The organism is Lactobacillus sp. A27, assembly GCF_016742815.1.
Taxonomy (GTDB): domain Bacteria; phylum Bacillota; class Bacilli; order Lactobacillales; family Lactobacillaceae; genus Lactobacillus; species Lactobacillus gallinarum.
Genome location: NZ_JAEHNT010000020.1, coordinates 1 through 25,356, shown reverse-complemented (window position 1 = coordinate 25,356; position 25,356 = coordinate 1). Strand labels below are relative to the sequence as shown.

The window sequence follows — 25,356 nt, the reverse complement described above, 5'->3', positions numbered from 1 at the left end:
CTTATTCTTAATGCCCAGTTGGGCTGTAACTATTTAAGGGTTACAGTTGCGCCAACTTCTTCAAGCTTAGCCTTGATGTCGTTAGCTTCGTCTTCTGAAACGCCTTCCTTAACGTTCTTAGGAGCACCATCAACAAGGTCCTTTGAGTCCTTAAGGCCAAGACCAGTAATGTCACGAACTGCCTTAATAACCTTAACCTTTTCTTGACCAGCTTCAGTCAATTCAACGTCGAATTCTGACTTAGCAGCACCTGCATCTGCAGCACCTGCAGCAGCAACTGGAGCAGCAGCAGTAACGTCAAATTCGTCTTCAATAGCCTTTACAAGGTCGTTCAATTCAAGAATTGAAGCACCCTTTAATTCTTCAATAATCTTATCAGTATCTAAAGCCATTTAAGTATCCTCCGAAAAATTAGAATTTAGATATTAAATATAATTTCTTTATTATTCAGCTGAGTCTTCATCCTTAGATTCAGCAACAGCCTTAACAGCATAAGCGAAGTCGCGGATAGGAGCTTGCAATACAGAAACAAGCATTGAAAGCAAACCTTCGCGGCCTGGGATTGAAGCAAGTTCTTTGATTTCATCCTTAGAAGTCAACTTGCCTTCAAGCATACCACCCTTGATTTCGATAACGTCGAAATCATCTTCGTACTTAGAAACGATACGTGCAGGTTCGGTAATGTCATCAGCGTTATCAGTATAGATAACAGCAGTTGGGCCTACGAAAGTATCGTCAAGACCTTCAATACCAGCCTTAGCAGCAGCACGTCTCAAGTAGGTGTTCTTGATAACCTTCATCTTAACGTCGTTATCACGAAGTTCCTTACGCATGTTAGTAACTTCTTCAACAGTTAAACCAAGGTAGTTGATTACCAAGATAGCCTTAGCAGCTTTAAGTTCTTCAGCAAATGCATCAACGAGCTTTTCCTTTTCAGCAATAGCAGCTTTACTCAATTAATTTCACCTCCATGATCGCATTGATAAATTCTATAAGGCCTTTTTAAAGCAAAAACTCCATGCCGAAAGACATGGAGCATAAAAATCTTCATTATCTTCTGGCCTCGGCGGGATTTTGAGGCGTTATGCCACCCGAGTCTTAGGTAGAATTTACAGTTATCTAGTATAGCAGGCAAAAGTCGAAATAACAAGTAGTAAATTAAAAATAAGTCAAAAAAATAAGATCAACTGCAGTTGATCTTATCTTTTACTTTATAAATTAGTGAAATACACCAACAATAATTGGCAAAAGCCAAATCCAGAAAATACAACTTACTGCAAAGAAGACAGTTGAAACAGCAACGGAGCTGGCACCCTCTTTAACATAAATATTGTAACGACTGGAAATGATGATTCCTGAAAATGCTGGTGGTAATCCAGTAGCTAAACAAAGCATTGAAATTTTTTGAGTGTCCATACCACATAAGTATGAAACTAGTACAATAATTCCAGGGGTTAAGAACAAACGGAAGAATGTGTTCCAAATAACTTCCTTATCAATTGAAAATTTAACAGTCGATAAGGCTAACCCAGCTGCTAAAACGGCTACACCAGCGTTGGCTTTAGCAATCAAGTCAAAAGTTGGTGCCCATGAAGCTGGAATTCTAATTCCAATTAAAACAAAGATAACAGCCAAAAGTGGAGCTGCAGCAACTGGCTTTTTAACAGCATTAATAACTGACTTTAATGTTGGATTCATTGGTTTAGCATCTTTTTTGCCAGCGTGATCAGCAAATTCCGCATGCATTAAATCAATTTCACGTTGAATACCAACTTCACTCAAAGCTTTAGCTTCTTCATCACTAACAGGAACGTTATCAGGAACTGAAACTTTCTTAATAGTCTTCTTATTAGTACCCTTTTGTCTAACTTTAATTTCCACTTGAGTAGAACCGTTGCTCTTCTTAGCGGCAACCTTTTGCTTTAATTTATCTTGTCCCTTATTAATTAAGGTCAAGCCTAATGGAATAGTAATCGCATTAACTACGATTGAAACGATCCCAATAACCAAGTTAGTATTGGTGTTATTACCATAAATTGGATCAAGTACGGCAAAACCCAAAAAACCGATGAAATGAACAAGGCGCCGGCAAAGCAATATTAAGAACTAACTTGTTTAGCCCCTGGCGTTGATCATCATCAAAGAATGTAAATTTGCCGCAAATATAACCTAATAGCATAATGACAAGGATAGGCACGATGTCATTTACCAAAATTGCAACCACAATTCTCCTCCTGAGATGATATCTCTTTTTTATATTGTGCTAACTTTCCATATATGAATATACTTTTGTTATGAGCATTTATCTGTAAAAAGTAAAATAATAACGTAAATAATTAAAAAAAGAGAAAAGCTGTGCTTTCCTCTTTCAATTTATATGGTTTTAGTCTCACTTGGATTCGTTAATTCTTCTAGTTCACCAGTAGTTTTGTAAACAACCCAGCTAGCTAAATTAACTATGTGATCTCCAATTCGCTCTAACAATCTAGTTACAACAAAATAACTAGATGATGCCACTGCTCTAGATGGATCATCTTCAATACCATCAACAATTAACTTTCGTGCTCTAACATAATCATGGTCAATTACGCCATCACGACTGGCAACTTCTCGCGCCATCTTTTCATCATCTTGTACGTAAGCCGTCAAAATTTGAATAAGCATGTGACGAACATTGTGAGTCATATTTGAAATGATCTCTTCAACTTCAGGAATACGAGGATTACCCTTCACGCGAATTGTTTCAAGAGCAATGCTCATGGCATTTTCACCAATTCGCTCCAAATCAGTTGTTGCCTTCAAGATACTGATAACTACTCTAAAGTCGGTAGCTACCGGTTGCTGCAAAGCCATCAATTTTAATGCCTTTTTTTGAATATCAATTGATTCAGTAGGGATCTTTTCTTCATTATCAATCATAGATTGGGCAGTTTGTTTATCATGATCAACAAATGCGCGAGTGGCTTGATCGATTTGATCATTTACAAAAACACCCATTTCCATAAATTGCGTGTTTAATTTCTTTAATTCATCTAAAAATATTTCGTGCATCTTTAATACCTCAAAATTTTAACCAAAACGACCGTTAAGGTAATCACTTGTAATTTGCTTTTTAGGTGCAATAAACATTTCTTCAGTTGGACCGGCCTCGATCAAGTCGCCGTTCATTAAGAAGGCAGTCTGATCGGAGATTCGCCCAGCTTGCTGCAGGTTATGCGTCACCATGATGAAAGTATACTGGCGTTTTAATTCCATCAACGTTTCTTCAATCTCGCTACTTGAAATTGGATCCAAAGCACTAGTTGGTTCATCTAGCAAAACCACTTTCGGTCTAACCGCTAAGGCACGTGCAATACAGATTCTCTGCTGCTGACCACCGGAAAAGGCTTGCGCATTACGCTTCAAATTATCCTTGGTTTCTTTCCAAATAGCAGCCTGCTTGAGACTTTCTTCAACCCGTTGATCGATTAATTCTTTATCCTTTACACCGGCGAGTTTAAGACCATAGGCCACATTATCATAAACAGAAAATGGGAATGGTGCTGGCTGCTGGAAGACCATGCCCACTTCTTTACGAAGGGCTACTAGATCCATTTTAGGACCATAAATGTCTTGTCCCTCGAACTTGATATCACCGGTAATTTTAATATTTTCAATATCATCGTTCATCCGGTTCAAGCAACGTAAAAACGTTGATTTACCACAGCCTGAAGGTCCAATCAAGGCAGTCAATTCTTTTTCTTGAAAGTTAAGATTGATGCCATGCAATGCCTCATAGTCACCGTAACTCAGATGTACATCTTTTGCTGAAATTATTGTTGTCATTTTAACCAAAACTTCCCTGAATATAATCTTCAGTAATCTTTCCTTTAGGATTTGTAAAAATATCCGCAGTGGAATTATATTCAATTACATGCCCTAAATGGAAGAATGCAGTATAATCACTAATTCTTGATGCTTGCTGCATATTGTGAGTTACCATAATCATTGTATATTTACTTCTAAGCTGCTTTAAAGTATCTTCTAGCTTTGAAGTAGAAACAGGATCTAGTGCACTAGCTGGCTCATCTAAAAGCAAAACCTCTGGCTTAACAGCTAAGGCACGTGCAATACACAAACGCTGTTGTTGACCACCTGAAAGTGCCAATGCACTTTTATCAAGTTTATCTTTTACTTCATCCCATAATGCAGCCGCACGCAAACTTTCTTCTACTATTTTATCCAGTTCCTGTTTATTATTTTGCCCATCAGCTTTTAAAGCATAGACAATATTTTCTCTAATTGATTTAGGAAATGGATTGGGACGCTGGAAGACCATTCCAATGTTTTTTCTTAATTCATAAACATTGATATTAGACTTATTCACATCCAAGCCATGAAACCAAATTTTGCCATTAACCGTTGCTACTCGATCATTCATTCGATTAAGTGATCGTAAAAAAGTAGATTTTCCAGAGCCCGAAGCTCCAATTAAGGCCGTAATAGTATTCTTCTTAAACTGTAAACTAGCATCAAAAAGCTTTTGTACTTTTCCACCATACAAAACACTTAGATCCTTTGTAGAAAGCTCTAAATCATCCTTGGCAAAAGTTTTAACGTAGCTTTGTTTTAATTCTTGTTGCATCATATCACCTTTATTTAGCTGCGGTTAGCTTGCGGTACAATTTATTACCCAAATAACGTGCACCTAAATTAAACACAATTACCACAATCACCAGCAAAGCAGATGTAGCCGCAGAAACAATAGTTGCATCTGGAATAATTCCCTCAGTATTAACCTTCCAAATGTGAACGGCCAACGTTTCAGCGGGACGCATCACATTTAGTGGACTAGTCGGACTAAAAGGATTCCAGTCAGCATAGTTAATAGTAGAACCACTTTGACCAGCCGTATAAATCAAGGCAGCGGCTTCACCAAAAATTCGTCCGGCACTTAAAATAATCCCGGTTAAGATACCCGGCAAGGCAGCTGGCAAGACGATCCCGCGAATAGTTTTCCAATTAGATAAGCCTAAAGCTAATCCTGCTTCGCGTTGTTCTTGTGGCACGCCCTTAATGGCTTCTTCGATATTGCTGGTTAAAATTGGCAAATTGAAGAAGGTTAAGGCCAACGCACCAGAGATAATTGAAAAGCCTAAACCAAATTGCACTACGAACAGTAAGTAACCAAATAAACCCACAACGATTGACGGCAAGGAGCTTAAAATTTGGATAGTAGTTCTAATTAAATTAGTCACCCAATTGTCTTTAGCATATTCAGCCAGATAAATTGCTGCTCCTAAGGCGATTGGCAATGAAATAATAGTAGTTAAGACCAATAGATATAATGAATTAAATAATTGATCTCGCACCCCTCCACCAGCTTGATAAGATGAAGCCTCTGAAGATAAGAAATGCCATGATAAATGAGGAACACCAGTAATTAAAATATTACCTAAAATACCAGCCAGAATTAATACAACGATTCCAACTAAGATGTAGATAACAGCGGTTGCTAATTTATCTTTCTTTTTTGCATCCATCTTTATTTCTGGCCTCTCTTTCCAATTAACTTAACTAGGAAGTTAAATACTAATGACATAATCAAAAGCAATAATGCTAATGACCATAATGCATTGTTAGGCAATGTCCCCATAACGGTATTTCCCATTTGACTGGTCAATTGACTAGTCAAAGTTGCGGATGGACTAACCAAATTGTATGGCATAAGAACTGCATTACCAATAACCATCTGTACGGCTAATGCTTCACCAAATGCTCTAGCCATACCAAAAATTACCGCTGTCAAAATTCTAGGAGTTGCTACACGCAAGACAACATGGTAAATAGTTTGCCAATGAGTTGCACCTAATGCCATTGATGCTTTTCGGAAATGACTAGGTACGGCTTTTAGACTATCTACAGTTAAAGAAGTAATAGTTGGTAAAACCATGACGAATAAAACTAAAGTAGCTGCTAAAATACCAAAACCTGTTCCACCAAATAATGTTCTGATTACAGGAATAATGATCGTTAATCCTAAAAAACCATAAACAACTGATGGAATACCAACCAATAATTCTGTTACTGATTGTAAAAATGAAGCACCTTTTTTAGAGGAGTATTCTGTCATGTAGAGCGCAATGGCTACCGCAAATGGTGTAGCTACAAGAGCTGCTAAAAGCGTTACCGCAAACGAAGTAACGATCATTACTGCAGCACCGACGTGATTCTTTCCTTCACCAGGATCCCAATCAGTTGAGGTCAAGAAATGAAAGACATTTACATGATTATCAATAAAAGTTGCGAGGCCGTGATAACCTACAAAGCCAATAATGGATACAACTAATACTATAATTAATCCAATAGCAAAATAAGTTAATCCTTTACCCCAATACTCTTGATGAGTTTCTTTAGAAGGCTTAGTTAATTTCTCAATATCAACGCTACTCGGACCCATCTTTTTTAATTTAACGTGTGGGACCTGCTGATCAGCAATAGCTTGATCAACTACTTCTTTTAATTTATCTTTATCATTCATAAATTATTTTCCTACTTTGATAACTCGATTATCACCATCTCGAGTTACTTTCATATCATCAATACTCAAATAACCGATTTTAGGTACAAGATCATGTTGCACCTTTTTACCTAACATATACTTAATAAATGCCTTTGTCTTCTTGTCTGGTTCGCCTTTAGTATACATATGCTGATAAGCCCATAATTGCCACTTATTAGTAGTAATGTTCTTATTAGTTGGCTTAACACCATCGATACTAAGTTTTTGAATATTGTCACCATTAGCATATGGGAAAGATATGTAGCTAATTGTTCCAGGCGTCGTATCAACGATTTTTTTAACCGCACCATTTGAATCCTGCTCTTGAGACTTAATAGCTTTTTGCTTATGTAAAACAATGTCTTCAAAAGAGTCTCTGGTACCACTGCCTTTAGAACGATTAACGACAATAATTGGAACGTTCTTTCCACCAAGTTGTTTCCAATTAGTTAGCTTACCGGTAAAAATTTGTCGTAGTTGTTTCATAGAGACATTCTTAACACCGACGCCTTTATTTACAATTGGTACAATACCAACAACTGCGACTTTATAGTCTTTAAGCTTCTTTGCATCGATTCCCTTTTTAGTCTCTGCAAAAACATCAGAGGTTCCAATCTGAACAGCACCAGCTTGTACTTGGCTCAATCCAGTGCCTGATCCACCACCTTGAACAACAATGTTGCTGCTTGGATGGGTCAACCGATAATCATTACCAGCTTGCTCTGCTAGAAGCTGTAATGCACTAGAACCAACAATTGTAATTTTAGAATTATCTTTAGCACATCCAGTTACACAGGCTAACATCAACAACACTAAAATTAATATTTTTCCAATAGAATGTTTTTTCATTAACACTTTCCTTAAGTAAATAGAATACGATTTCATATAGACAATTAATGATACCATGTAAAAAAATGCTAGGTCAATCACGTCTAGCGCTTACCCAGCTCTAATTAAGTTAAGTTTTTCTTAAGCACAAAAAAAGTCTCGCATGTGCGAGACCTTTTATTAATCAGTTTTTAAATTAGTCCAAGTTTAATGGATCAAGCTTGATACCAGGGCCAAAAGTAGCTGAAACAGCAACACTCTTGATGTATTGACCCTTAGCTGAAGCTGGACGTGCACGTAAGATAACATCACGTAAAGCATCAAAGTTTTCAACTAATTGATCTTCAGTGAATGAAACCTTACCAATTGGGGTATGAATAGCTGCTTGACGGTCAACACGGTATTCTACTTGACCTGCCTTAACGTTCTTAACAGCCTTTTCGATGTCCATAGTTACAGTACCAGTCTTAGGGTTTGGCATTAAGCCCTTAGGTCCAAGGATACGACCCAAACGACCTACCTTAGCCATCATCATTGGGGTTGCAACTACAACGTCAAAGTCCAACCAACCGTCTTGGATCTTTTGTACTAAATCATCTGAACCAACAAAGTCAGCACCTGCAGCCTTAGCTTGATCAGCTTGTGGACCTTCAGCAAATACTACAACGGTTTGAGTCTTACCAGTACCATTTGGCAAAACAAGTGAACCACGAATTTGTTGATCTGCTTGCTTAGGATCTACGCTTAAGTTGTAAGCTACATCAATTGTAGCGTCGAAGTTAGCGTATGAAGTTTCCTTAACAAGTTTCATAGCTTCTGCTACTGAGTATAATTTATTTGAGTCTACCTTCTTGGCAGCATCTAAATATTTCTTACCATGCTTTGGCATGTGATTTCCTCCTTGTATATGTGGTCAAACGAGCTTCTCTAACTCTCCCACCTAAAGTGTTAACTAAATAAAATTAACAGGATTAGTCTTCGACTTCGATACCCATACTTCTAGCGGTACCTTCAACCATGCGCATAGCAGCTTCAATATCAGCAGCGTTAAGGTCTTTCATCTTAGTCTCAGCAATTTCCTTGACTTGATCCTTGGTTACCTTACCAACCTTCTTGGTGTTAGGTTCACCTGAAGCCTTCTTGATCTTAGCAGCTTGCTTTAAAAGCACTGGTGCTGGTGGAGTCTTAGTAATGAATTCGAATGAACGATCTTCATATACTGTAATAACTACAGGGATAATCATGCCCTTTTGGTCAGCAGTTCTAGCATTGAAGTCCTTAGTAAAACCAACAATGTTAATACCAGCTTGACCCAAAGCAGGACCAACTGGAGGAGCTGGGGTAGCAGCACCAGCTGGGATTTGTAACTTAACTACGTTAATAACTTTCTTTGCCACGGTCAAAACCTCCTTGATTCCGTGATGCGGTTAAAATGGAGAATTTTCCTTTTTTCTCCTCCCACAATAATAAACGTACCGTATTAGAATAACATCGTTTAGCTACAATTACAACTAAAATTTATAGTTATTCGTTTACATCTAGCTTTTTAACTTGATCGTAATCAAGTTCAGCAGTAGTAGCACGACCAAACATATCAACTGAAACATATAACTTGTATTTATCAGGTTGAATATCAGTAATCTTACCTACCATGCCATTAAATGCACCTTCAATAATAGTTACTGATTCACCAATTTCAAAGTTTTCAGTTGGCTTCTTAGCAGGTTGGCCTTGATTTCTAAGAAGACGTTCTATTTCTTCAGGAAGAAGTGGTGAAGGTTTTGAACCACCACCGTGTGAACCAACAAAGCCAGTTACGTTAGGGGTATTTCTAACGATAAACCAACTTTCGTCGGTCATAACCATTTCGACTAAAACATAACCTGGGAAAATCTTTTCTTCAATTTCTTGTTTCTTACCGCGAACAGTTTCAACTTTTTCTTCTTCGGGAACCATTACACGAAAGATATAATCTTGCATCCCCATGCTTTGAGCACGAGAAAGTAAATCTGACTTAACCTTGTCTTCATAGCCAGAATAAGTATGTAAAACGTACCATTGCTTTTTTGCAGTTTCGACCATAATTCTTCTCCTTGTTTTTGGGTAAACAAAAAAACCTCCCACAGAGGTTTTTCTTAGCTGTCATTATTATAACATGAACCAATAATAATTTCTATTCTGATTACATATGTTGAGTTAACCAGCTAAAGAGCCAGTCAAGTGCACCCAAATATGCAGCAAACAAAATTGAACTTGTAATAACAGTCATAGTATCATGTCTATTTTGTTTTGCAGTTGGCCAAGTAACCAATTTCATTTCATGGGCAACGCTCTTAAAGAACTTAATCATTAACCTTTTTACCTCGTTTCCTTGTGTAAAGTCATCTTACCGCAATGCTTGCAGAACTTCTTCAGTTCAAGTCGCTGAGTGCGATTTTTACTTGCGGTGATTGAGTAGTTGCGTGACCCACATACGCTGCAGGCTAAAGCTGCTTTTTTCACTGCCATAATCTCACTTCCAAACTTTTATATAAAAACACATACTTATTCAGTATTTTATACTGTCAAATGCAATTACGTCAATATTCTAAATTAGAATTACCAATAACTAAAACCTATCCTAATCCATAGCAACTTAATATTTCAAATAGTTCTATCACTTATCTATAATAAGTTTAACGAGTTTTTAGAAAGGACTACTTTAAATGAACAAACATCCAGAATATTTATTAAATAAAATCTCTGGTCCACAAGACTTAAAGAAATTATCTATCGCTCAAATGCAACAATTGGCACAAGAAATTAGAACCTTAATCTTAGAAAAAGACGCTGCTGAAGGTGGGCACTTAGGACCTGATCTCGGAATTGTCGAAGCTACTATTGCTTATCATTATGTTTTCGATGCTCCAAAAGACAAGATTGTATGGGATGTATCTCACCAAACCTACCCACACAAGATGTTAACCGGCCGTGCTCTTGCTTGGCTTGACCCTGATCATTATGAAGATGTTACTCCATACAGCAATCCTGATGAAAGTCCATACGATTACTACGCCGTTGGCCACACCTCTACTTCAATTGGACTTGCAACTGGAATGGCAAAGGCTAGAGACCTAATGGATAATCACGAAAACATCATGGCCTTAATTGGTGATGGTTCAATGACTGGTGGTCTTGCTTATGAAGGCTTAAACAATGCCGCAATTGAAAAACATAATTTAGTTGTGGTAGTTAATGATAACCAAATGTCCATCGATGAAAACGTTGGTGGTTTAGTCACTGCTTTAAAGAAGTTACGTGATTCAAATGGTGAAACTAAGGAAAATCCATTTACTGCAATGGGTTTCGACTATCGCTATGTTGCCGATGGTAATGATATTAAATCAATGATTGAAGCCTTTAAAGCAGTCAAAGATGTTGATCACCCTATTCTTTTGCATATCAATACTTTAAAAGGTAAAGGCTACAAACCAGCAATTGATGAAGAAGAGGCTCACCACTGGGTAATGCCATTCGATTTAAAGACTGATAAGCCATTAGCACCTGCTAGTGAGGCACCAACTGCTAATTCAGTTGCTTTAGATGTTGTTAGTGAAGAAATCGAAAAAGGCACTAACTTAATGGCAATCAACGCTGCTATTCCTGGTGTCTTTGGCTTAGATAAAATTAAGAACAAATATCCAGACCACTACACAGATGTTGGTATTGCTGAACAAGAATCTGTTGCTTTTGCAGCTGGTGCTGCTAAGGAAGGCGCAGTTCCAGTTTTATTTGAAAATTCCACTTTCTTGCAACGTGCATTTGACCAATTATCACATGATGTCGCAGCTAATGATTTACCAGTAGTCATGATGGTTGCTGGCGGCGGAATCTCAGGCACCAGTAAAACTCACCTGGGTATTTTTGACCAAGTAATGATTTCTAACTTGCCTAACTGGATTTACTTAGCTCCTACTAATTTAGCTGAAGAAAAAGCCATGATGACGTGGGCGATCAAGCAAAGAAAACACCCTGTGGCTATTAAGATGCCAACTAAGGCTGTCCCTGAAAATGGTGATGCTCAAGAAGATTACAGTAAAATCACCTACCAAATTAAGCCAGGTAAAGACGTTGCTGTCTTAGCTTTGGGCGACATGTATGCAATATTTGGTGAAAAAGTAGCGCAAGAACTTAACGCGACCTTAGTTAACCCAGTTTCAGCTAATATTTTAGACAAAGACGCTCTAGATAAATTAGCTAAAGAAAATAAAGTCATCGTCACTATTGAAGACAATACTTTAGATGGTGGTTTTGGTGAGAAGGTAGCTTCCTACTTAGGCACAAAGATGTCAAAGTTTTGAACTATGGTCAAAAGAGAGTTTACACTGATCAAACGCCATTAAAGGATATTTTAAAGGAGAACCGAATGACAGTTGACCAAATTGTTGAAGATATCAAAAATGCTTAGAAATTAATAATTATATCTAAAAAAATCTTCGGGTGATTTATCCGAAGATTTTTTCATGGCAAAATAAGTCGAGTAGTTTTTCAATTAATCCTGCATAATACAAGCTGTAAGGAGGTAAAAATTTTGGAACAAATTGAATCAGTTCAACAGATGCAAGAATTTATTCAAAATCATTTGTCTGAGCAGATCACACTTACTGCATTATCAAAGGTTTCATTATATTCACCTTGGTATTCCTATCGTCTATTCGTAAGCTATCTCAACATGACGCCAGCACAATATATCAGACGGGTGCATTTATCACAAGCTGCGTTAAAATTGCGAGATTATCAAGATCGCATTACTGACATTGCATTAGAAAATGGCTTTAAGAGTGTAGATAGTTTTCAGCGAGCTTTCTACCGCGAATTTAAATGCAATCCTAGTGAATATGCTGCACATCCTGTTCCAATTTATCTATTTAATCCTTATGGCGTTAAATACAAACCTAATAGATATAGAAAGGAGTCTCCCATGAATACTACTAAGAAAATTTCTATTCAGGTTGTTGATAAACCTAAAAGAAAAGTAATTATTAAACGCGGCATTAAGGCAACTGATTACTTAGACTACTGTGATGAGGTTGGCTGTGAAGTATAGGGATTGCTTAAAAGCATTAAATCAATCAGTGGAGAACCTGTTTGCCTCTGGCTACCTGCCAGCCCAATACTTCCGAATATGTTCAAGGTGTTGAAGTAGCAACAGATTATAACGCTCCAGTGCCAAAAGGGTTTGACGTTATTGAATTACCCGCTGCTAAATATTTAATGTTTAAAAGTGCACCATTTGCAGAAGAAAACTGTGGTGCAACTATTGAAGATGTAAGAGCAGCAATTAAAGAATATGATCCTAAAACTAAAGGCTATCTTTGGGATGAATCCAATCCAAGAATTCAACTTGAACCTATCGGAAGCAGAGGTTACATTGAAATGCTGCCTATTAAGAAAATAGATTAGACATATCCTCTAATTTTTAGAATGCATCTTTTGAAAAGAAGATAATTTTTGATAAGAAGTAGCTAAATCATTCTCAATTTCACGATAAAGTGGAAACATTTTTTGATAAGCAGCTACTTCTTTTTTGTGGGGATAATAAACTTTGTCATTTTCAACAAATTGTCCTATTTCATCAATCTTTTTATTTAGCCCTAATACCTGTCTTGCTAAAAACATAGCTGCAAGCGTTCCACTTTGTTGCTCCTTCATCGTGACAATCGGCACATCAAAAATATCAGCACACATCTGTCTAATAAAATCACTTTGCAAAAATCCGCCAGTTGCATTTATCGCAGCTGGTTTTTTAGTACTTTCAATTAACCCCGTTGCTGCATCGTAAAGATTAAAGATAATCCCTTCGATTACTGCTTGTGCCATCTCAGCCTTGGTATGCTGACGAGTCAGGCCAACAAAAGAACCGCGAGCCTTTGCATCCCAAATAGGTGCACGCTCTCCACCTAAATATGGTAAAAAGATCAAGCCTTTACTACCAACCGGTGCATTTTTAGCCAATTGCAGGAAATCCTCTACTGTTGCTTTTTCATCTAGCAAAGTTCGTCTTGCCCAATCCAGTACAATTCCACCATTATTTACTGGACCGCCTAATAAAAATTGCTGTTTGCTTGCTGGATAACAAAAATAACGCGCATCTTGATCTATTTGTGAATTTTTAACAATCGTTCGCACGGCACCAGAAGTACCAACATTTAATGCAAAATGATTTTCGTCCACAACATTTACACCTACCGTGGACAAATAGCCATCGCTTGCGCCTAAAACAATCTTAGCGTCCGAACTTATCCCCAGGTTATGCACATATTTTGCACAAATTTCTCCAACAACCGTTGCTGGATCAGCTAAACTCGGTAATTTAGCTGCATCAATTTCTGCCGCTTTTAACAAATCTTGATCCCAATCTAATGTTTTTAGATTAAGCATCCCTGTTCCAGCTGCCATCGTTGTATCTGTTACAATTTTGCCAGTCAAACGATAAATAATATATTCCTTAATCCCAATCCATTTTTGTACCAGGTGAAAAAGATCAGGATTACTCTGCTTTAGCCATATCAATTTATAAATCGGAGCCATCGGATGGAGCGGCATGCCCGTTTTTTGATAAATCTTCTGTGCTAAGCCAGTCTCTTTTGCTTCTTCAACTACAGTGGTGCAGCGATTATCTGCCCAGGTAATGCTATTAGTCAAAACTTGATTATTTTTCCCTAGCCCAATTAAACTGTGCATTTGACTCGACCATGAGATTGCCGCAATTTTCCCCTGCACTTCTTTAGCCAATTTAAAAATAATCTTTTGCACCGCATTAAAGATTACCTGTGGATCTTCTTCTGCTTGCCCTAATTCCTTTTGAATTAATGGATAGCTTTGACTTACAATCATAATAGTTTGACCATCTAAATCATATAGCACTCCCTTAGTTGCAGTTGTTCCAATATCTATGCCAATTATGTATTTCATAAATTTAATCCTTATTCATTTTTTGCGACAAAAAAACAGCTGCCGGAGAGCAGCTGCCTTGGTGGTCAAACATGCGTGACCACGGTGCGTAGAACATTGTTTTTAGTCGGATTTACTTCTTAAGATTTTCGTTAACGAAGGCTTCGATTTTATCATCTGAGTCTTTCACAAATGGAAGCATATCTTCTTCCGTCTTCATGGTATCTCTACCATTCTTTTCCATAAAGTAGTCCCAAAGGGCATCTCTAACTGGCATATCTGAATCACTCCAGTCAAAAGCTTCCTTCATGTGACGGTCTAACAATGCAGTCTTAATAATTTCGTCTGCCATCTTAAATTACCTCCTAAAATATTCTACATTTAGTATTATACCGCACTTTCTTTTGATCAGCTACAAATTGAAATATTAAAAAAGAACATTCCTCATCTTTTGAATCGTTCTAGATCTCGCCCGTAATAGTTTGGCAGCTCCAATATTTAAATGATTAATTACATACTCAACGCTCATCTCACCTAAAATTGTTAATAATGCAATTAGTTCAAGCCGGGATAAGCTTTTGACAAAATTATTATAAGTATCATCAATTGGAATCGCGAGTTCAGAACGTTTAGGCTCATTAATACTTTGCAAATCAAGTCTCTCTAAAGAAACCGAATTATTATACGTTCGCCGCCTTAATGCAGTATGATAGCGTACCAAAGTTCGCGCATGATTAGTCAACTTAGCTTTATATAAACCCGCAAAATTGCCTTTACGCTCAGAATAAACCATGGCCGCTTCATAACAAATAATCATTGCCTCTTGCTGCCAATCATTTTGATCATAATGACGTAAATAATATCCCTTCAGCACTTTGTTGACTAGGGGTTGATATAAAGTAAACAACTCCTTTAAGGCTTCGTCATCTCCTCTTTTAACTTGCTTAATCAACTTCTTTTCTTTAGCTTGCATTTATATTTCCTCTCAACTTTTCTTCGTTGAGAATACCTGTAGCCCTCTGAAGTCGAGAAGAAAACAAACGTTTATTGTCACACAACTATTTCCCTGTATAAAAAAAGATGGACAAAGCCATCTCTTTGTCCACCTCTATTAATTAATGCAACGGGTGTCTACTATTATAAGCCTGATAAAGTAAAACTCCTGTAGCCACACTCGCATTCAAAGATTGCACATGTCCAATCATTGGTAAAGTGATTGTTTGATCCATTTGCTTTTTAAGCAATGGCGCAATTCCCTTACCTTCATTACCAATTACTAAAACCGTTTTTCCTTTAGCATTCCATTCACGATAATCCGTACCAGCCATATCTGTTCCGAATACCCAATAGCCGCGCTTTTTTAATTCTTTGGTAGTTTGTACCAAATTATTGACGCGAGCAACTGGCACATAATCGATTGCCCCTGTTGAAGTTTTTGCTACAACTGAGGTCAATCCTGTTGCATGGCGCTTAGGAATAATAATCCCGTCAACACCAGTGGCATCAGCAGAACGCAAAATTGAACCTAAATTATGAGGATCTTCAATTGAATCAAGCATCAATAAAAATGGTTCTTTACCTTCATCATCAAATTGATCCAATAATTTGCTTAAATCGGCATATTCAAAACTAGAAATAGCCAAAACTAAGCCTTGATGATTACCACCATCAACCAAACGATCAAGTTTATTTTTAGGCACATTTTGAATTACTAATCGCTTCTTTTTACAAATAGCATAAACCTGATTAGCAAAATCTTCTTGAATACCATGTTGTAAAAATACTTTATTAATTTTATCAGCACTTTGTGTCTTTAAATAATCAAGACCAGCATGGCGTCCAAAAACGAAATCTTTACTTGAAGTCATAATCTTTTAATCCATCCTCTTCTACGGTATTAATGCACCATTCAGTCAACTCTTGAACGCGATCATTTTTATTCAATAAATCAAGATAACCAATCATAGCTTCAAAACCAGTGGATAATTGATAGGTCTTTAAACTAGTATTTTTAGCTTTAGTATGACTCTTGGCATTACGACCGCGGCGGAAAGCTGTTAATTCAGCTTCAGTTAATCGCTCTTCATCTTGCAATTTAGTAACTAAGCCGGCTTGAGCTTTAGCTGAAACATAATGAGTCGCTTCACGCTGCAAGACCTGCGGCTTAACAATTCCGCCTTTAACTAAATGACGGCGAATGATTACTTCATAAACTGCATCCCCCAAATAGGCAAGCGTTTGTCCATTCAAAGTATCCGGATTTACTTCTTCTTCCGTTAATTTCTTTATTTTAATCACGAGTCCACCTTGTCCCTTGTGGAGTATCTTGAATAGTGATACCCATTTCTTTTAATTGATCACGGATTTGATCACTAGTTGCCCAATCCTTGTTCTTACGTGCTTCATCACGCTTTTTAACCAATTGATCAATTTCATCATCATTTGAACCTGCACTTTGACTGCAGAGCTTTTCAGTATCGATACCAAATACCAACAGCCATGCGGAAAGCTTATCCTTAAAAAGCTTCAATGATTCTTTATCAGCTTTTTCTGAATTGGCATTAGCGTTAATTACTGGCAACAAATCATAAATAGCGGTTAAAGCATTTTGAACATTAAAGTCATCATCCATTGCAGCTTCAAATTCTTCATTTGTTTTATTAATAGCAGTTGCTAACTCACTTGAATCTTCACTTGGCGTGTCATCTTCAAGACGGTAATTGATGTTAACTAAAGTATTTTTAAATCTATCTAAAATAGTAGCAGCTTGTTGCAAGTTTTCCGCAGAATAATTAATCTGACGACGATATTGTACGCTTGCCATAAAGAAACGCAAAACTTGTGGATCAACTTCTTTTAAAATGTCGTGTACAGTCACAAAGTTGTGTAATGACTTAGACATTTTTTCTTGATCCTTACCCACAGTCACAAAACCATTGTGAAGCCAGTAATTAACGAATTTTTTACCAGTTTTAGCTTCACTTTGGGCAATTTCATTTTCATGGTGCGGGAATTCTAAGTCTTGACCACCGCCATGGATATCAATTGTGTCACCTAAATATTTAGTAGACATTACTGAACATTCAATATGCCAACCTGGACGCCCCTTGCCCCATGGAGAATCCCAAGCAATTTCATCTGGTTCTTTTTGAGCTTTCCAAAGAGCAAAATCAATTGGGTCTTCCTTTCGATTTTGTTCTTCATCATTGATATGTTCTGAAGCGCCCTCTTCAAGTTGTTCGATATTTTGATCACTGAGCTGTCCATAATGCTTAAATTTCTTAGCACGGTAATAAACATCACCATGACTCTCATAAGCATAGCCCTTATCAATTAAAGTTTGAACAAAATTGATGATCTCTTTAATTTCATGAGTAGCACGGGGATGCAGTGTTGCCGGCTCGATATTTAAAGCAGTTGTATCCTCTAAAAACGCATTAATAAACTTTTCAGCTAACTTAGGAACCGTGGTGCCTTCAGCACGGGCTTCGTTAATCATCTTGTCATCAACATCAGTAAAGTTAGAAACATACTTAACCTTATAGCCCTTGTACTCCAAATAGCGTCTAATAGTATCAAAGGCAATTGAGCTACGAGCATTTCCGATGTGAATATAGTTATACACAGTAGGTCCACAGACGTACATGCTAATTTGTCCTGGAACTAAAGGTTTAAATTCTTCTTTTTTACGCGTCAGTGTATTATATACTTTCACGGCTAACACTTATCCCTTCTGTAAAAATAGCTATCCTTATTTTAGCAAATGAAAAAAGAAGTTGCAGTTATCTGCAGCTTCTTTTTCTAATCGTCTTTAATTAAAGACCATTTTCACTCATTTGCTTTAAGGTTAAGTCGATGTGTTCAACCACACGCTTCTTACCCAAAAGTTCCATAGCTTCACCAATACCAGGGCCCACCATTGAACGAGTAGTAGCAATTCTGATTGGCATAAAGAGCTTTCTGCCCTTAACGCCAGTTGCCTTACGAGTAGCTTGAATAGCACCCATAATTTGAACTGAAGTAAATCTTGGGATAAGGTCTAATTGCTTCTTGAATTCTTCAATTACACCACGACCATCATCATTCTTGATTTCTTCAATTTCTTCATCTGAAAGATCCTTAGTATCTTCAAAGAAGATCCTAGCCATGTCAACGATTTGCTTAGTGTATGACATTTGTACTGAGTAAATGTTAACCAATTGACGAATCCATTCCATCTTTTCTGGAGCTGGATGTTCATCAACTAAACCTGCTTCTTGCAAGTTGTTCAAAGCAAGGTCAAGCAAGGTATCACGATCAGCCTTCTTGATGTATTGGTTGTTAATCCATTCAAGCTTCTTTTGGTCAAATGCAGCAGGTGACTTAGACAAACGAGCTGGATCAAATTGCTTGATGAATTCGCGCTTGTTAAAGATTTCGTTTTCACCCTTTGGTGACCAACCAAGAAGAGTAATGAAGTTAAACATAGCTTCTGGCAAGTAACCAAGGTCACGATATTGTTCAATAAATTGAAGAACTGATTCATCACGCTTAGAAAGCTTCTTACCAGTTTCTGAGTTAATGATTAAAGTCATGTGACCGAACTTAGGTGGTTCCCAACCAAGTGCTTCATAAACAACTAATTGCTTAGGTGTATTTGAAACGTGGTCATCACCACGAAGTACGTGGGTAATCTTCATCAAGTGGTCATCAATTACAACGGCGAAGTTGTAAGTTGGCATACCATCACGTTTTTGAATAACGAAGTCACCACCGATGGTGTCTGATTCGAATTCAAGATGACCCTTAACGATATCATCCCATGAATAAGTTTCCATTTCTGGGATGTGAATACGTACAACGGGCTTAAGACCCTTTGCCTTAGCTTCGTCTTGAGCTTGCTTAATTTCGTCAGCAGTCATGCCTTCATATTCATAAGTGTAGTGAGGTGCAACACCCATAGCACGTTGTTCTTCACGTTGTTCTTCAAGTTCTTCTTCAGTCTTGTATGAGTAGTATGCCTTACCTTCATCGATCAATTGATCAATATACTTTTGGTAAATTTCTTTTCTTTCTGATTGACGGTATGGACCGTAGTCTCCACCTTTATCTGGACCTTCATCCCAGTCAATACCTAACCAGTGAAGGTTTTCCATCTGAGACTTGGAACCGCCCTTAACGTTACGTTTTTGGTCGGTATCTTCAATTCTCAATACCATAGTACCCTTGTTATGACGGGCGAATAAATAGTTAAAAAGTGCAGTACGTGCGTTACCAATGTGCAAGTGACCAGTTGGACTTGGTGCATATCTTACACGGATTTTTTCTTTAGCCAAAATTCATGCCTCTTTCAAAATAGTAAATTCAAACAATTTTAGTTTACTCGTTATATAGAAAGAATTCAATCTGTGCTAACCAAAAACTAATTTTAATGCTTGTGGAATACTAGAAACCGGAATTACTTCAATCCCGTTTTCCGTTAAGCTTTGATACATATTGTGTTTAGGAATAAAAATACGTTTAAAACCTATCTTGGCAGCTTCCTTTACTCTTGCTTCGATTTTATCAACGCGGCGTACTTCGCCGGTCAACCCTACTTCACCTACGAAACAATCAGTAGGCGAAATTTCTTTATCGGTATAACTTGATGCAACTGACATTGCAATTGCAAAATCGATTGCCGGTTCATTTAACTTGATACCACCGGTAGCCGTTAAATAAACATCCTGATTTTGAAGCATCAAATTGCCTCTTTTTTCAAGTACGGCTAACAATAATGATGCTTTATTAAAACTAATTCCCGAAGTAGTTCTTTTAGCATAACCAAATGCAGTTGGTGTTACCAAAGCTTGAATTTCTGCCAAAAGCGGACGTGTTCCTTCTAGTGAAACTACCACGGCTGAACCAGTTGAGTTAGGCAGTCTTTGATCAAGAAAAATCGATGATGGATTAGTTACTTCACGTAATCCTTCATTTTCCATCTCAAACATCCCGATTTCATTAGCAGCACCAAAACGATTTTTCACGGAATGCAAAATCCGATACGTATGATGTTCATCCCCCTCAAAATAAAGGACAGTATCCACCATATGTTCCAAAATTTTTGGACCAGCAATTGCACCTTCTTTAGTCACGTGTCCAATTACGAAAACGGTAATCGCGTCCATTTTAGCAATTTTCATCAATTCACTAGTGACTTCACGTACTTGTGAAGCAGAACCGGTCATTGAATCAAGACTTGGTTCATTCATCGTTTGAATAGAATCAATAACGACAAAATCTGGCTTAACATCATTAATCTGTTCGCGAATATCATGCATATCCGTTTCTGGATAAAGCAGCATATTGCTTTGACCGACTCCAAGACGGTCCGCTCTCAATTTAATTTGGTTAGCTGACTCTTCCCCTGAAACATAAAGAACCTTATATTTTTCTGCCAAATCACTCATAATCTGCAACATTAAAGTTGATTTACCAATTCCAGGGTCACCACCAATTAAGACAAGAGATCCGGGGACAATTCCGCCACCTAAGACACGGTTTAATTCCTCAGATTTAGTTGGAATTCGCTCTTCTTTTTCCGCCTTAATTTTATCCAAATGAACTGGTTCATTAATTCCCGTTTTTTGAATTAAACGACTGGCGGTTGCCTTAGTAGAACGCTTTTGCACTTCTTCAGTTTCTTTTTCAAATTGATTCCATGCACCACAATTAGGACAGCGTCCTAAGTAACTAGCAGAGATATAGCCACAGGAACGACATTTATATTGTGTTTTTACTCTAGCCATTAATCATCTTCCTCTTCATTAGTTGAACCAAAGCCACTTAATCGCGCACGACTAATCGGATTGTCATCATCGGTTTTTAAATACTTCATAAAAATTCCTTGTGCAATTCGATCGCCTTTATGGATATGCAGTGGACAAACTCCGTAATTTAACATTTGAACAAATAACTCACCCTCATTATTGGGATTATTGTAATAATCTGCATCAATCACACCGATACCGTTAGGTAAAGATAAGTGTTTCTTAAATGTATTGGATGAGCGATTAGCCAAAATTAACACTTCATCCTCTGGCATATAAACTTTTAAACCAGTTGGCACCAAAATCGGCTTTAAAATTTTATCAGCCATTTCAAAATCGCGTTGATACAGTTGATGTCCATTACGAATCAAGCGAAAGATTCTAACGAAATCCAAGCGCCAAATGCTAGGAATAGTGATATCTTCAGCAGCTTCAATATCATAACCCGCACTAGCTAAAGTTTGACGACGTGGTAAATTAATTTCCTTATCTTGATACTTCTTTACTACTTCAAATCCGCGTGTTTTCATTTCGATAACTCCATTTACTACTTTTCATTTAACAGATATATATTCTACAATGTTTTGAGTAAACACAAAATATTTAACTCTCTATTATTTATTACGCAAAAAAGAGTGATTTTTTCTTTTAAAAAGGTGAAATTTTATGTTTGACATTAATAAATCACATCTATCATTTGAAGATCATGATGATAGCAACGTTTTAACCAGTAGCTGGACGATGGATAAAATAAAAAGAAATGACGGTACCGTTTGGGTGATGAATCATTTCTTTATTAATCCTAATTCTAATTTAGAAGAGGCATTAGAAAAGGAAATGCCTACCGCTTTATCCGTTGCCCAAGAATCCGGCTACCCTATTTGGCCACTTGATCCAATAGTTATCAACTATTTTGAAAAGCATCCCGAATTTCACAGTATTTGGTATCATCAGCCTTACACAAAATAAGAGTCCACATACGTGGGCTCTTATTTTCTTTGCAATTGATTATATTTTGCACCATCTGGTAACTTGAAATCTATTTTGTTATAGCCATTCCAAGTCGTTTGTTGCTCTATCAATTTAGTTTCATTATTTTCACTACTACATCTTAATACCCCTGCATCGTACCCATTACTAAAATCGAGATAGGTCGAACTTTTTAATTAATCTTTATCGTGATATAAAATTTTTATATATCTTATCTAAAATAGGTATATCAATACTAGTAATAGACTACTTCCTTTTTATCAGCTAAAATATAGAATGAAGAGGTATACATTAAAAGGAGGATTTTTAATGGCAAAAGAAATTAATAATGATACCATTGCAAAATTTGAAAATGATTTAAACAATCATCCTGTTTTTAACGTTGCAAGTCACGCAGCACAAGAAAATGGCATTTACAAAGCAAGTCAAAACTTACAAACTAAGATCGACCTAGACCCAACTTTCTCAATTGAAATTGATACTGGTAAGCCAGCTGATCAAAAACAATCAGGCCGTTGCTGGATGTTTAGTGCTTTAAACACTATGCGCCACCCATTACAAAAGAAGTTTAAGTTAAAGGACTTTGAATTATCTCAAAACTACACTAACTTCTGGGATAAATTTGAAAAATCTAACTGGTTCTTTGAAAACGTAATTGCAACAGCTGATAAAGACTTAGGCGATCGTAAGGTTTCATTCTTATTCACTACCCCACAACAAGATGGTGGTCAATGGGACATGCTTTGCGGCATCATCGAAAAATACGGTATTGTGCCAAAGAGCGTTTACCCAGAAACTGCTAACGCAACTAATTCAAGTGCATTAAACGATACTTTGAACACTTTGCTTCGTAAGGACGGTCTTGAATTACGCAGACTTGTTAATGCTGGCAAATCAGAAGACGAAGTACAAGCTCGCAAAGAAGAAATGTTAAACGATGTCTTCCGTGTTCTCGCAATTTCACTTGGTGTTCCACCAAAGAAGTTCAACTTTGAATACCGTGATGATGATCACAATTATCACATCGACAAGGACATTACACCTAAAGAATTCTTCGATAAATATGTTGGTATAGATTTAGCTAACCACATTTCAACTATCAATGCCCCAACCAGCGATAAGCCTTTCCACAAGGTATTCTCAGTTGAATACTTGGGTAACGTTGAGGGCGGTCGTCAAGTTCGTCACTTGAACTTAAAGGTTGATGAAATGAAGGATTTAATCATCAAGCAATTGAAGAGCGGTGAAGTTGTTTGGTTTGGTTCAAACGTTGTTAAGGATTCTGAACGTCGTGCTGGTCTGCTTGACACTAACCTTTACCGCCGTGATCAATTGTTTGATGTTGACTTCTCAATGTCTAAGGCTGACAAGCTTGACTCAGGCGAAAGCATGATGGACCACGCAATGGTCATCACTGGTGTTGACATTGTTGACGGCAAGCCAACTAAGTGGAAAATTGAAAATTCATGGGGTGAAAAGCCAGGCTTTAAGGGCTACTTCGTTATGAGTGATTCATGGTTTGACTCATTTGTTTACCAAGCAGTTATCAACAAGGATATCTTGCCAGAAGACCTCAAGAAGGCTTACGACGAAGGCAAGGATAACCCAATTCAATTATTGCCATGGGACCCAATGGGTGCTTTAGCATTTAAGTATTAATAAATAATTTTATTCAACATACTTGAAAGACTAGGAATGTAAGTTAGGCATTCCTAGTCTTTTTTCTCCATAAATCAAAATAATTTGCTAGCAATTTAATTTTATTTTATTTAGTTTATTATTATGTTTATACTTACAAAAAATAAGGATGGTGATTTATGAATATACTCATTGCTTTAATTCCAGCACTTGGTTGGGGTATTTTTCTGCTCATTGCTGGTAAAATCAAAAACGGTCAACCTGCTAATGAATTAATGGGATTGGGAACTGGTGCATTAATAGTCGGTATTATTACAGCCATTATCCATCCTACCAATTCCAACCTTACGATATTTTCATTATCATTGATTTCCGGAATCTTTTGGACGATTGGACAATCTGGACAATTTATTTCAATGCGCAATATTGGCATCAGTAAAACGATGCCTTTATCGACAGGTTTACAGTTGATTGGTAATACCTTAATTGGAGCCATAATTTTCGGAGAATGGACTAGCGGTTCTCAATATTTAATTGGTACTTTAGCCTTGGTATTAATTATCATTGGCGTTAGCTTGACCGCTCTCAGCAAAGATAAAAGTGCAAAGCTCAAAATAAGAGATATTATTTTATTGCTCTTCACATCAGTTGGTTATTGGATTTATTCATCATTTCCAAAAGCTATTACAGCCGATGCGCAGACCCTATTTTTACCACAAATGATCGGTATTTTTATTGGTATCTCATCAAACCAAGGTATTAAAAGAAAAAACTACCTGGCTTAATATCTTTTCCGGCTTTTCATTCGGTATTGCCGCATTCGCATATATCTTTTCAGCTCAACTAAATGGTGTTATTACTGCTTTTATTTATAGTCAACTTTGCGTAATAATTTCTACCTTAGGCGGTATTTTCTTCATTGGTGAAAATAAGACTAAGTTAGAATTAGTTGAAACTTTCGTTGGCTTGATCTTAATTATCATTGGTGCAGCTATTCAATGAAATACTAAAACTAACGAAGACTCCAGATGATTTATTCTGAAGTCTTTTTGTATTTACTATCAATATCATAAATCTATAATGCTTTCACATTTCCAAGTGCATATTCTTGCTTTATTCAAAAATGAAACATACAATGAAAGCGCATTTAGTAGAGATTATCATTTACCTAGGAGGTAATAAACATGACAGATTATTCAAACAGACAATTGAAAGCTTTAGACAGAATTTCTAAGAAGACTAGTGACGCTGAAAGTCACTTAGCTAGAATCGAAGATTCAGTTCCTGACCGTCGTCACCGTACTGCACAACATGAAACTATTAAGGACATTAAGTCCATTTTAAAGCATGCTAGAAAAGTCGGTGAATATGACGCTAAGACCGATGCTAAAGCTGATGAAAAGCTTGATAAGTTAAGTGATACTGATGGCTACGATATTAAACGTTATCGTGAAGAACACCACTCACTTGAAAAAGCTAAAGAAGTTTTAGCAAAAGCTGGTAAATTAGAATAATTTATTCAGTAAAATAAAAAAGACACAGTTAGGTAAGAAAATTGAACTGAGACCTAAAAATTAGACAGTTTAAAATACAGGATTAATAGAGGCTTGATTCCGATATTCTTTCGGAGTTAAGCCT

The 25,356-nt window shown here is 37.0% G+C and carries 27 protein-coding genes, 3 pseudogenes and 1 other annotated feature; of the genes and pseudogenes, 7 read left to right on the top strand and 23 right to left on the bottom strand.

Going from position 1 to position 25,356, the window contains the following annotated elements:
• Nucleotides 1-29: 29 nt before the first annotated feature.
• The 14 genes and pseudogenes from rplL to rpmG form a co-directional block, all read right to left on the bottom strand.
• On the bottom strand, nt 30-392 hold the full coding sequence (rplL, locus tag JEM49_RS04105; RefSeq protein WP_003625909.1) for a 50S ribosomal protein L7/L12: 363 nt from the start codon (nt 390-392) through the stop codon (nt 30-32).
• Nucleotides 393-443: 51 nt separating this feature from the next.
• Nucleotides 444-956, bottom strand: coding sequence for a 50S ribosomal protein L10 (gene rplJ, locus JEM49_RS04100; protein ID WP_087175982.1), 513 nt, complete (start codon nt 954-956; stop codon nt 444-446).
• 43 nt (nt 957-999) lie between these two features.
• Nucleotides 1,000-1,121, bottom strand: a sequence feature (ribosomal protein L10 leader region).
• Nucleotides 1,122-1,218: 97 nt separating this feature from the next.
• Nucleotides 1,219-2,224 (bottom strand): annotated as a pseudogene (locus JEM49_RS04095) (AEC family transporter).
• Nucleotides 2,225-2,373: 149 nt separating this feature from the next.
• Nucleotides 2,374-3,051: a phosphate signaling complex protein PhoU gene (gene phoU, locus JEM49_RS04090; RefSeq protein ID WP_087363207.1), complete on the bottom strand. Its 678-nt coding sequence runs from the start codon at nt 3,049-3,051 to the stop codon at nt 2,374-2,376.
• 18 nt (nt 3,052-3,069) lie between these two features.
• Nucleotides 3,070-3,825, bottom strand: coding sequence for a phosphate ABC transporter ATP-binding protein PstB (gene pstB, locus JEM49_RS04085; RefSeq protein ID WP_087235488.1), 756 nt, complete (start codon nt 3,823-3,825; stop codon nt 3,070-3,072).
• A 1-nt stretch (nt 3,826) separates the two neighbouring features.
• Nucleotides 3,827-4,624 carry a phosphate ABC transporter ATP-binding protein PstB gene (pstB, locus tag JEM49_RS04080; protein WP_098043655.1) on the bottom strand — a complete coding sequence of 266 codons (798 nt, stop codon included), beginning with the start codon at nt 4,622-4,624 and terminating at the stop codon, nt 3,827-3,829.
• Between the two features lie 10 nt (nt 4,625-4,634).
• A complete protein-coding gene (gene pstA / locus JEM49_RS04075; protein WP_098043654.1) occupies nt 4,635-5,522 on the bottom strand; it encodes a phosphate ABC transporter permease PstA in 888 nt (295 codons plus the stop codon).
• Nucleotides 5,523-5,524: 2 nt separating this feature from the next.
• On the bottom strand, nt 5,525-6,520 hold the full coding sequence (gene pstC, locus JEM49_RS04070) for a phosphate ABC transporter permease subunit PstC (protein ID WP_025005224.1): 996 nt from the start codon (nt 6,518-6,520) through the stop codon (nt 5,525-5,527).
• Nucleotides 6,521-6,523: 3 nt separating this feature from the next.
• Nucleotides 6,524-7,390, bottom strand: coding sequence for a phosphate ABC transporter substrate-binding protein (locus tag JEM49_RS04065; protein WP_098043653.1), 867 nt, complete (start codon nt 7,388-7,390; stop codon nt 6,524-6,526).
• A 175-nt stretch (nt 7,391-7,565) separates the two neighbouring features.
• Nucleotides 7,566-8,258, bottom strand: a complete 693-nt coding sequence (gene rplA / locus JEM49_RS04060) for a 50S ribosomal protein L1 (protein ID WP_056945458.1) — start codon at nt 8,256-8,258, stop codon at nt 7,566-7,568.
• Between the two features lie 82 nt (nt 8,259-8,340).
• Complete coding sequence (gene rplK / locus JEM49_RS04055) at nt 8,341-8,766, bottom strand: 50S ribosomal protein L11 (RefSeq protein WP_013853556.1); 426 nt, start codon at nt 8,764-8,766, stop codon at nt 8,341-8,343.
• A 127-nt stretch (nt 8,767-8,893) separates the two neighbouring features.
• Nucleotides 8,894-9,451 (bottom strand): transcription termination/antitermination protein NusG, encoded by a 558-nt coding sequence (gene nusG / locus JEM49_RS04050; RefSeq protein WP_087175979.1) that lies wholly within the window; start codon nt 9,449-9,451, stop codon nt 8,894-8,896.
• A gap of 100 nt (nt 9,452-9,551) precedes the next feature.
• Complete coding sequence (gene secE, locus JEM49_RS04045; RefSeq protein ID WP_087175978.1) at nt 9,552-9,719, bottom strand: preprotein translocase subunit SecE; 168 nt, start codon at nt 9,717-9,719, stop codon at nt 9,552-9,554.
• Nucleotides 9,720-9,727: 8 nt separating this feature from the next.
• Entirely contained in the window at nt 9,728-9,877 is a 150-nt protein-coding gene (rpmG, locus tag JEM49_RS04040) for a 50S ribosomal protein L33 (protein WP_003549092.1), read from the bottom strand.
• Nucleotides 9,878-10,074: 197 nt separating this feature from the next.
• On the opposite strand from rpmG, the pseudogene JEM49_RS04035 reads away from it, so the two are divergent.
• The 3 genes and pseudogenes from JEM49_RS04035 (at nt 10,075) to JEM49_RS10480 (ending at nt 12,811) form a co-directional block, all read left to right on the top strand.
• A pseudogene (locus JEM49_RS04035) lies at nt 10,075-11,816 on the top strand (1-deoxy-D-xylulose-5-phosphate synthase).
• A gap of 123 nt (nt 11,817-11,939) precedes the next feature.
• Complete coding sequence (locus tag JEM49_RS10485) at nt 11,940-12,455, top strand: helix-turn-helix transcriptional regulator (RefSeq protein ID WP_242509767.1); 516 nt, start codon at nt 11,940-11,942, stop codon at nt 12,453-12,455.
• A 41-nt stretch (nt 12,456-12,496) separates the two neighbouring features.
• Entirely contained in the window at nt 12,497-12,811 is a 315-nt protein-coding gene (locus JEM49_RS10480; RefSeq protein WP_242509766.1) for a hypothetical protein, read from the top strand.
• Nucleotides 12,812-12,820: 9 nt separating this feature from the next.
• Here JEM49_RS10480 and JEM49_RS04025 read toward each other — a convergent pair whose 3' ends face one another.
• The 9 genes from JEM49_RS04025 to JEM49_RS03985 form a co-directional block, all read right to left on the bottom strand.
• Nucleotides 12,821-14,323: a gluconokinase gene (locus JEM49_RS04025; protein ID WP_201873762.1), complete on the bottom strand. Its 1,503-nt coding sequence runs from the start codon at nt 14,321-14,323 to the stop codon at nt 12,821-12,823.
• Nucleotides 14,324-14,435: 112 nt separating this feature from the next.
• Nucleotides 14,436-14,654, bottom strand: coding sequence for a P8 family protein (locus JEM49_RS04020; RefSeq protein WP_201873761.1), 219 nt, complete (start codon nt 14,652-14,654; stop codon nt 14,436-14,438).
• 75 nt (nt 14,655-14,729) lie between these two features.
• The gene (locus JEM49_RS04015; protein WP_025005233.1) at nt 14,730-15,275 is read right to left on the bottom strand and encodes a sigma-70 family RNA polymerase sigma factor; all 546 of its coding nucleotides are present in this window, start codon (nt 15,273-15,275) and stop codon (nt 14,730-14,732) included.
• Nucleotides 15,276-15,417: 142 nt separating this feature from the next.
• Nucleotides 15,418-16,170 (bottom strand): 23S rRNA (guanosine(2251)-2'-O)-methyltransferase RlmB, encoded by a 753-nt coding sequence (gene rlmB, locus JEM49_RS04010; RefSeq protein ID WP_087175974.1) that lies wholly within the window; start codon nt 16,168-16,170, stop codon nt 15,418-15,420.
• Nucleotides 16,157-16,600: a Mini-ribonuclease 3 gene (locus tag JEM49_RS04005; protein ID WP_025005235.1), complete on the bottom strand. Its 444-nt coding sequence runs from the start codon at nt 16,598-16,600 to the stop codon at nt 16,157-16,159. The genes rlmB and JEM49_RS04005 overlap by 14 nt, the downstream gene beginning before the upstream one ends.
• Complete coding sequence (gene cysS, locus JEM49_RS04000) at nt 16,593-18,017, bottom strand: cysteine--tRNA ligase (RefSeq protein ID WP_446720523.1); 1,425 nt, start codon at nt 18,015-18,017, stop codon at nt 16,593-16,595. The genes JEM49_RS04005 and cysS overlap by 8 nt, the downstream gene beginning before the upstream one ends.
• A gap of 100 nt (nt 18,018-18,117) precedes the next feature.
• Nucleotides 18,118-19,617, bottom strand: a complete 1,500-nt coding sequence (gene gltX, locus JEM49_RS03995; protein WP_201873759.1) for a glutamate--tRNA ligase — start codon at nt 19,615-19,617, stop codon at nt 18,118-18,120.
• Nucleotides 19,618-19,692: 75 nt separating this feature from the next.
• Nucleotides 19,693-21,069 carry a DNA repair protein RadA gene (gene radA, locus JEM49_RS03990; protein WP_201873758.1) on the bottom strand — a complete coding sequence of 459 codons (1,377 nt, stop codon included), beginning with the start codon at nt 21,067-21,069 and terminating at the stop codon, nt 19,693-19,695.
• Nucleotides 21,069-21,620: a dUTP diphosphatase gene (locus tag JEM49_RS03985; protein WP_025005238.1), complete on the bottom strand. Its 552-nt coding sequence runs from the start codon at nt 21,618-21,620 to the stop codon at nt 21,069-21,071. Before JEM49_RS03985 ends, radA begins: the two co-directional genes overlap by 1 nt.
• 136 nt (nt 21,621-21,756) lie before the next feature.
• Here JEM49_RS03985 and JEM49_RS03980 point away from each other — a divergent pair, with 136 nt between their 5' ends.
• The 4 genes and pseudogenes from JEM49_RS03980 (at nt 21,757) to JEM49_RS03965 (ending at nt 25,232) form a co-directional block, all read left to right on the top strand.
• On the top strand, nt 21,757-22,059 hold the full coding sequence (locus JEM49_RS03980) for a hypothetical protein (protein WP_025005239.1): 303 nt from the start codon (nt 21,757-21,759) through the stop codon (nt 22,057-22,059).
• A 330-nt stretch (nt 22,060-22,389) separates the two neighbouring features.
• Entirely contained in the window at nt 22,390-23,739 is a 1,350-nt protein-coding gene (gene pepC, locus JEM49_RS03975; RefSeq protein ID WP_201873750.1) for an aminopeptidase C, read from the top strand.
• Nucleotides 23,740-23,897: 158 nt separating this feature from the next.
• Nucleotides 23,898-24,720: pseudogene (locus JEM49_RS03970) on the top strand (RhaT/GlcU family sugar-proton symporter).
• A gap of 182 nt (nt 24,721-24,902) precedes the next feature.
• Complete coding sequence (locus JEM49_RS03965) at nt 24,903-25,232, top strand: hypothetical protein (protein ID WP_201873747.1); 330 nt, start codon at nt 24,903-24,905, stop codon at nt 25,230-25,232.
• Nucleotides 25,233-25,356: the final 124 nt, after the last annotated feature.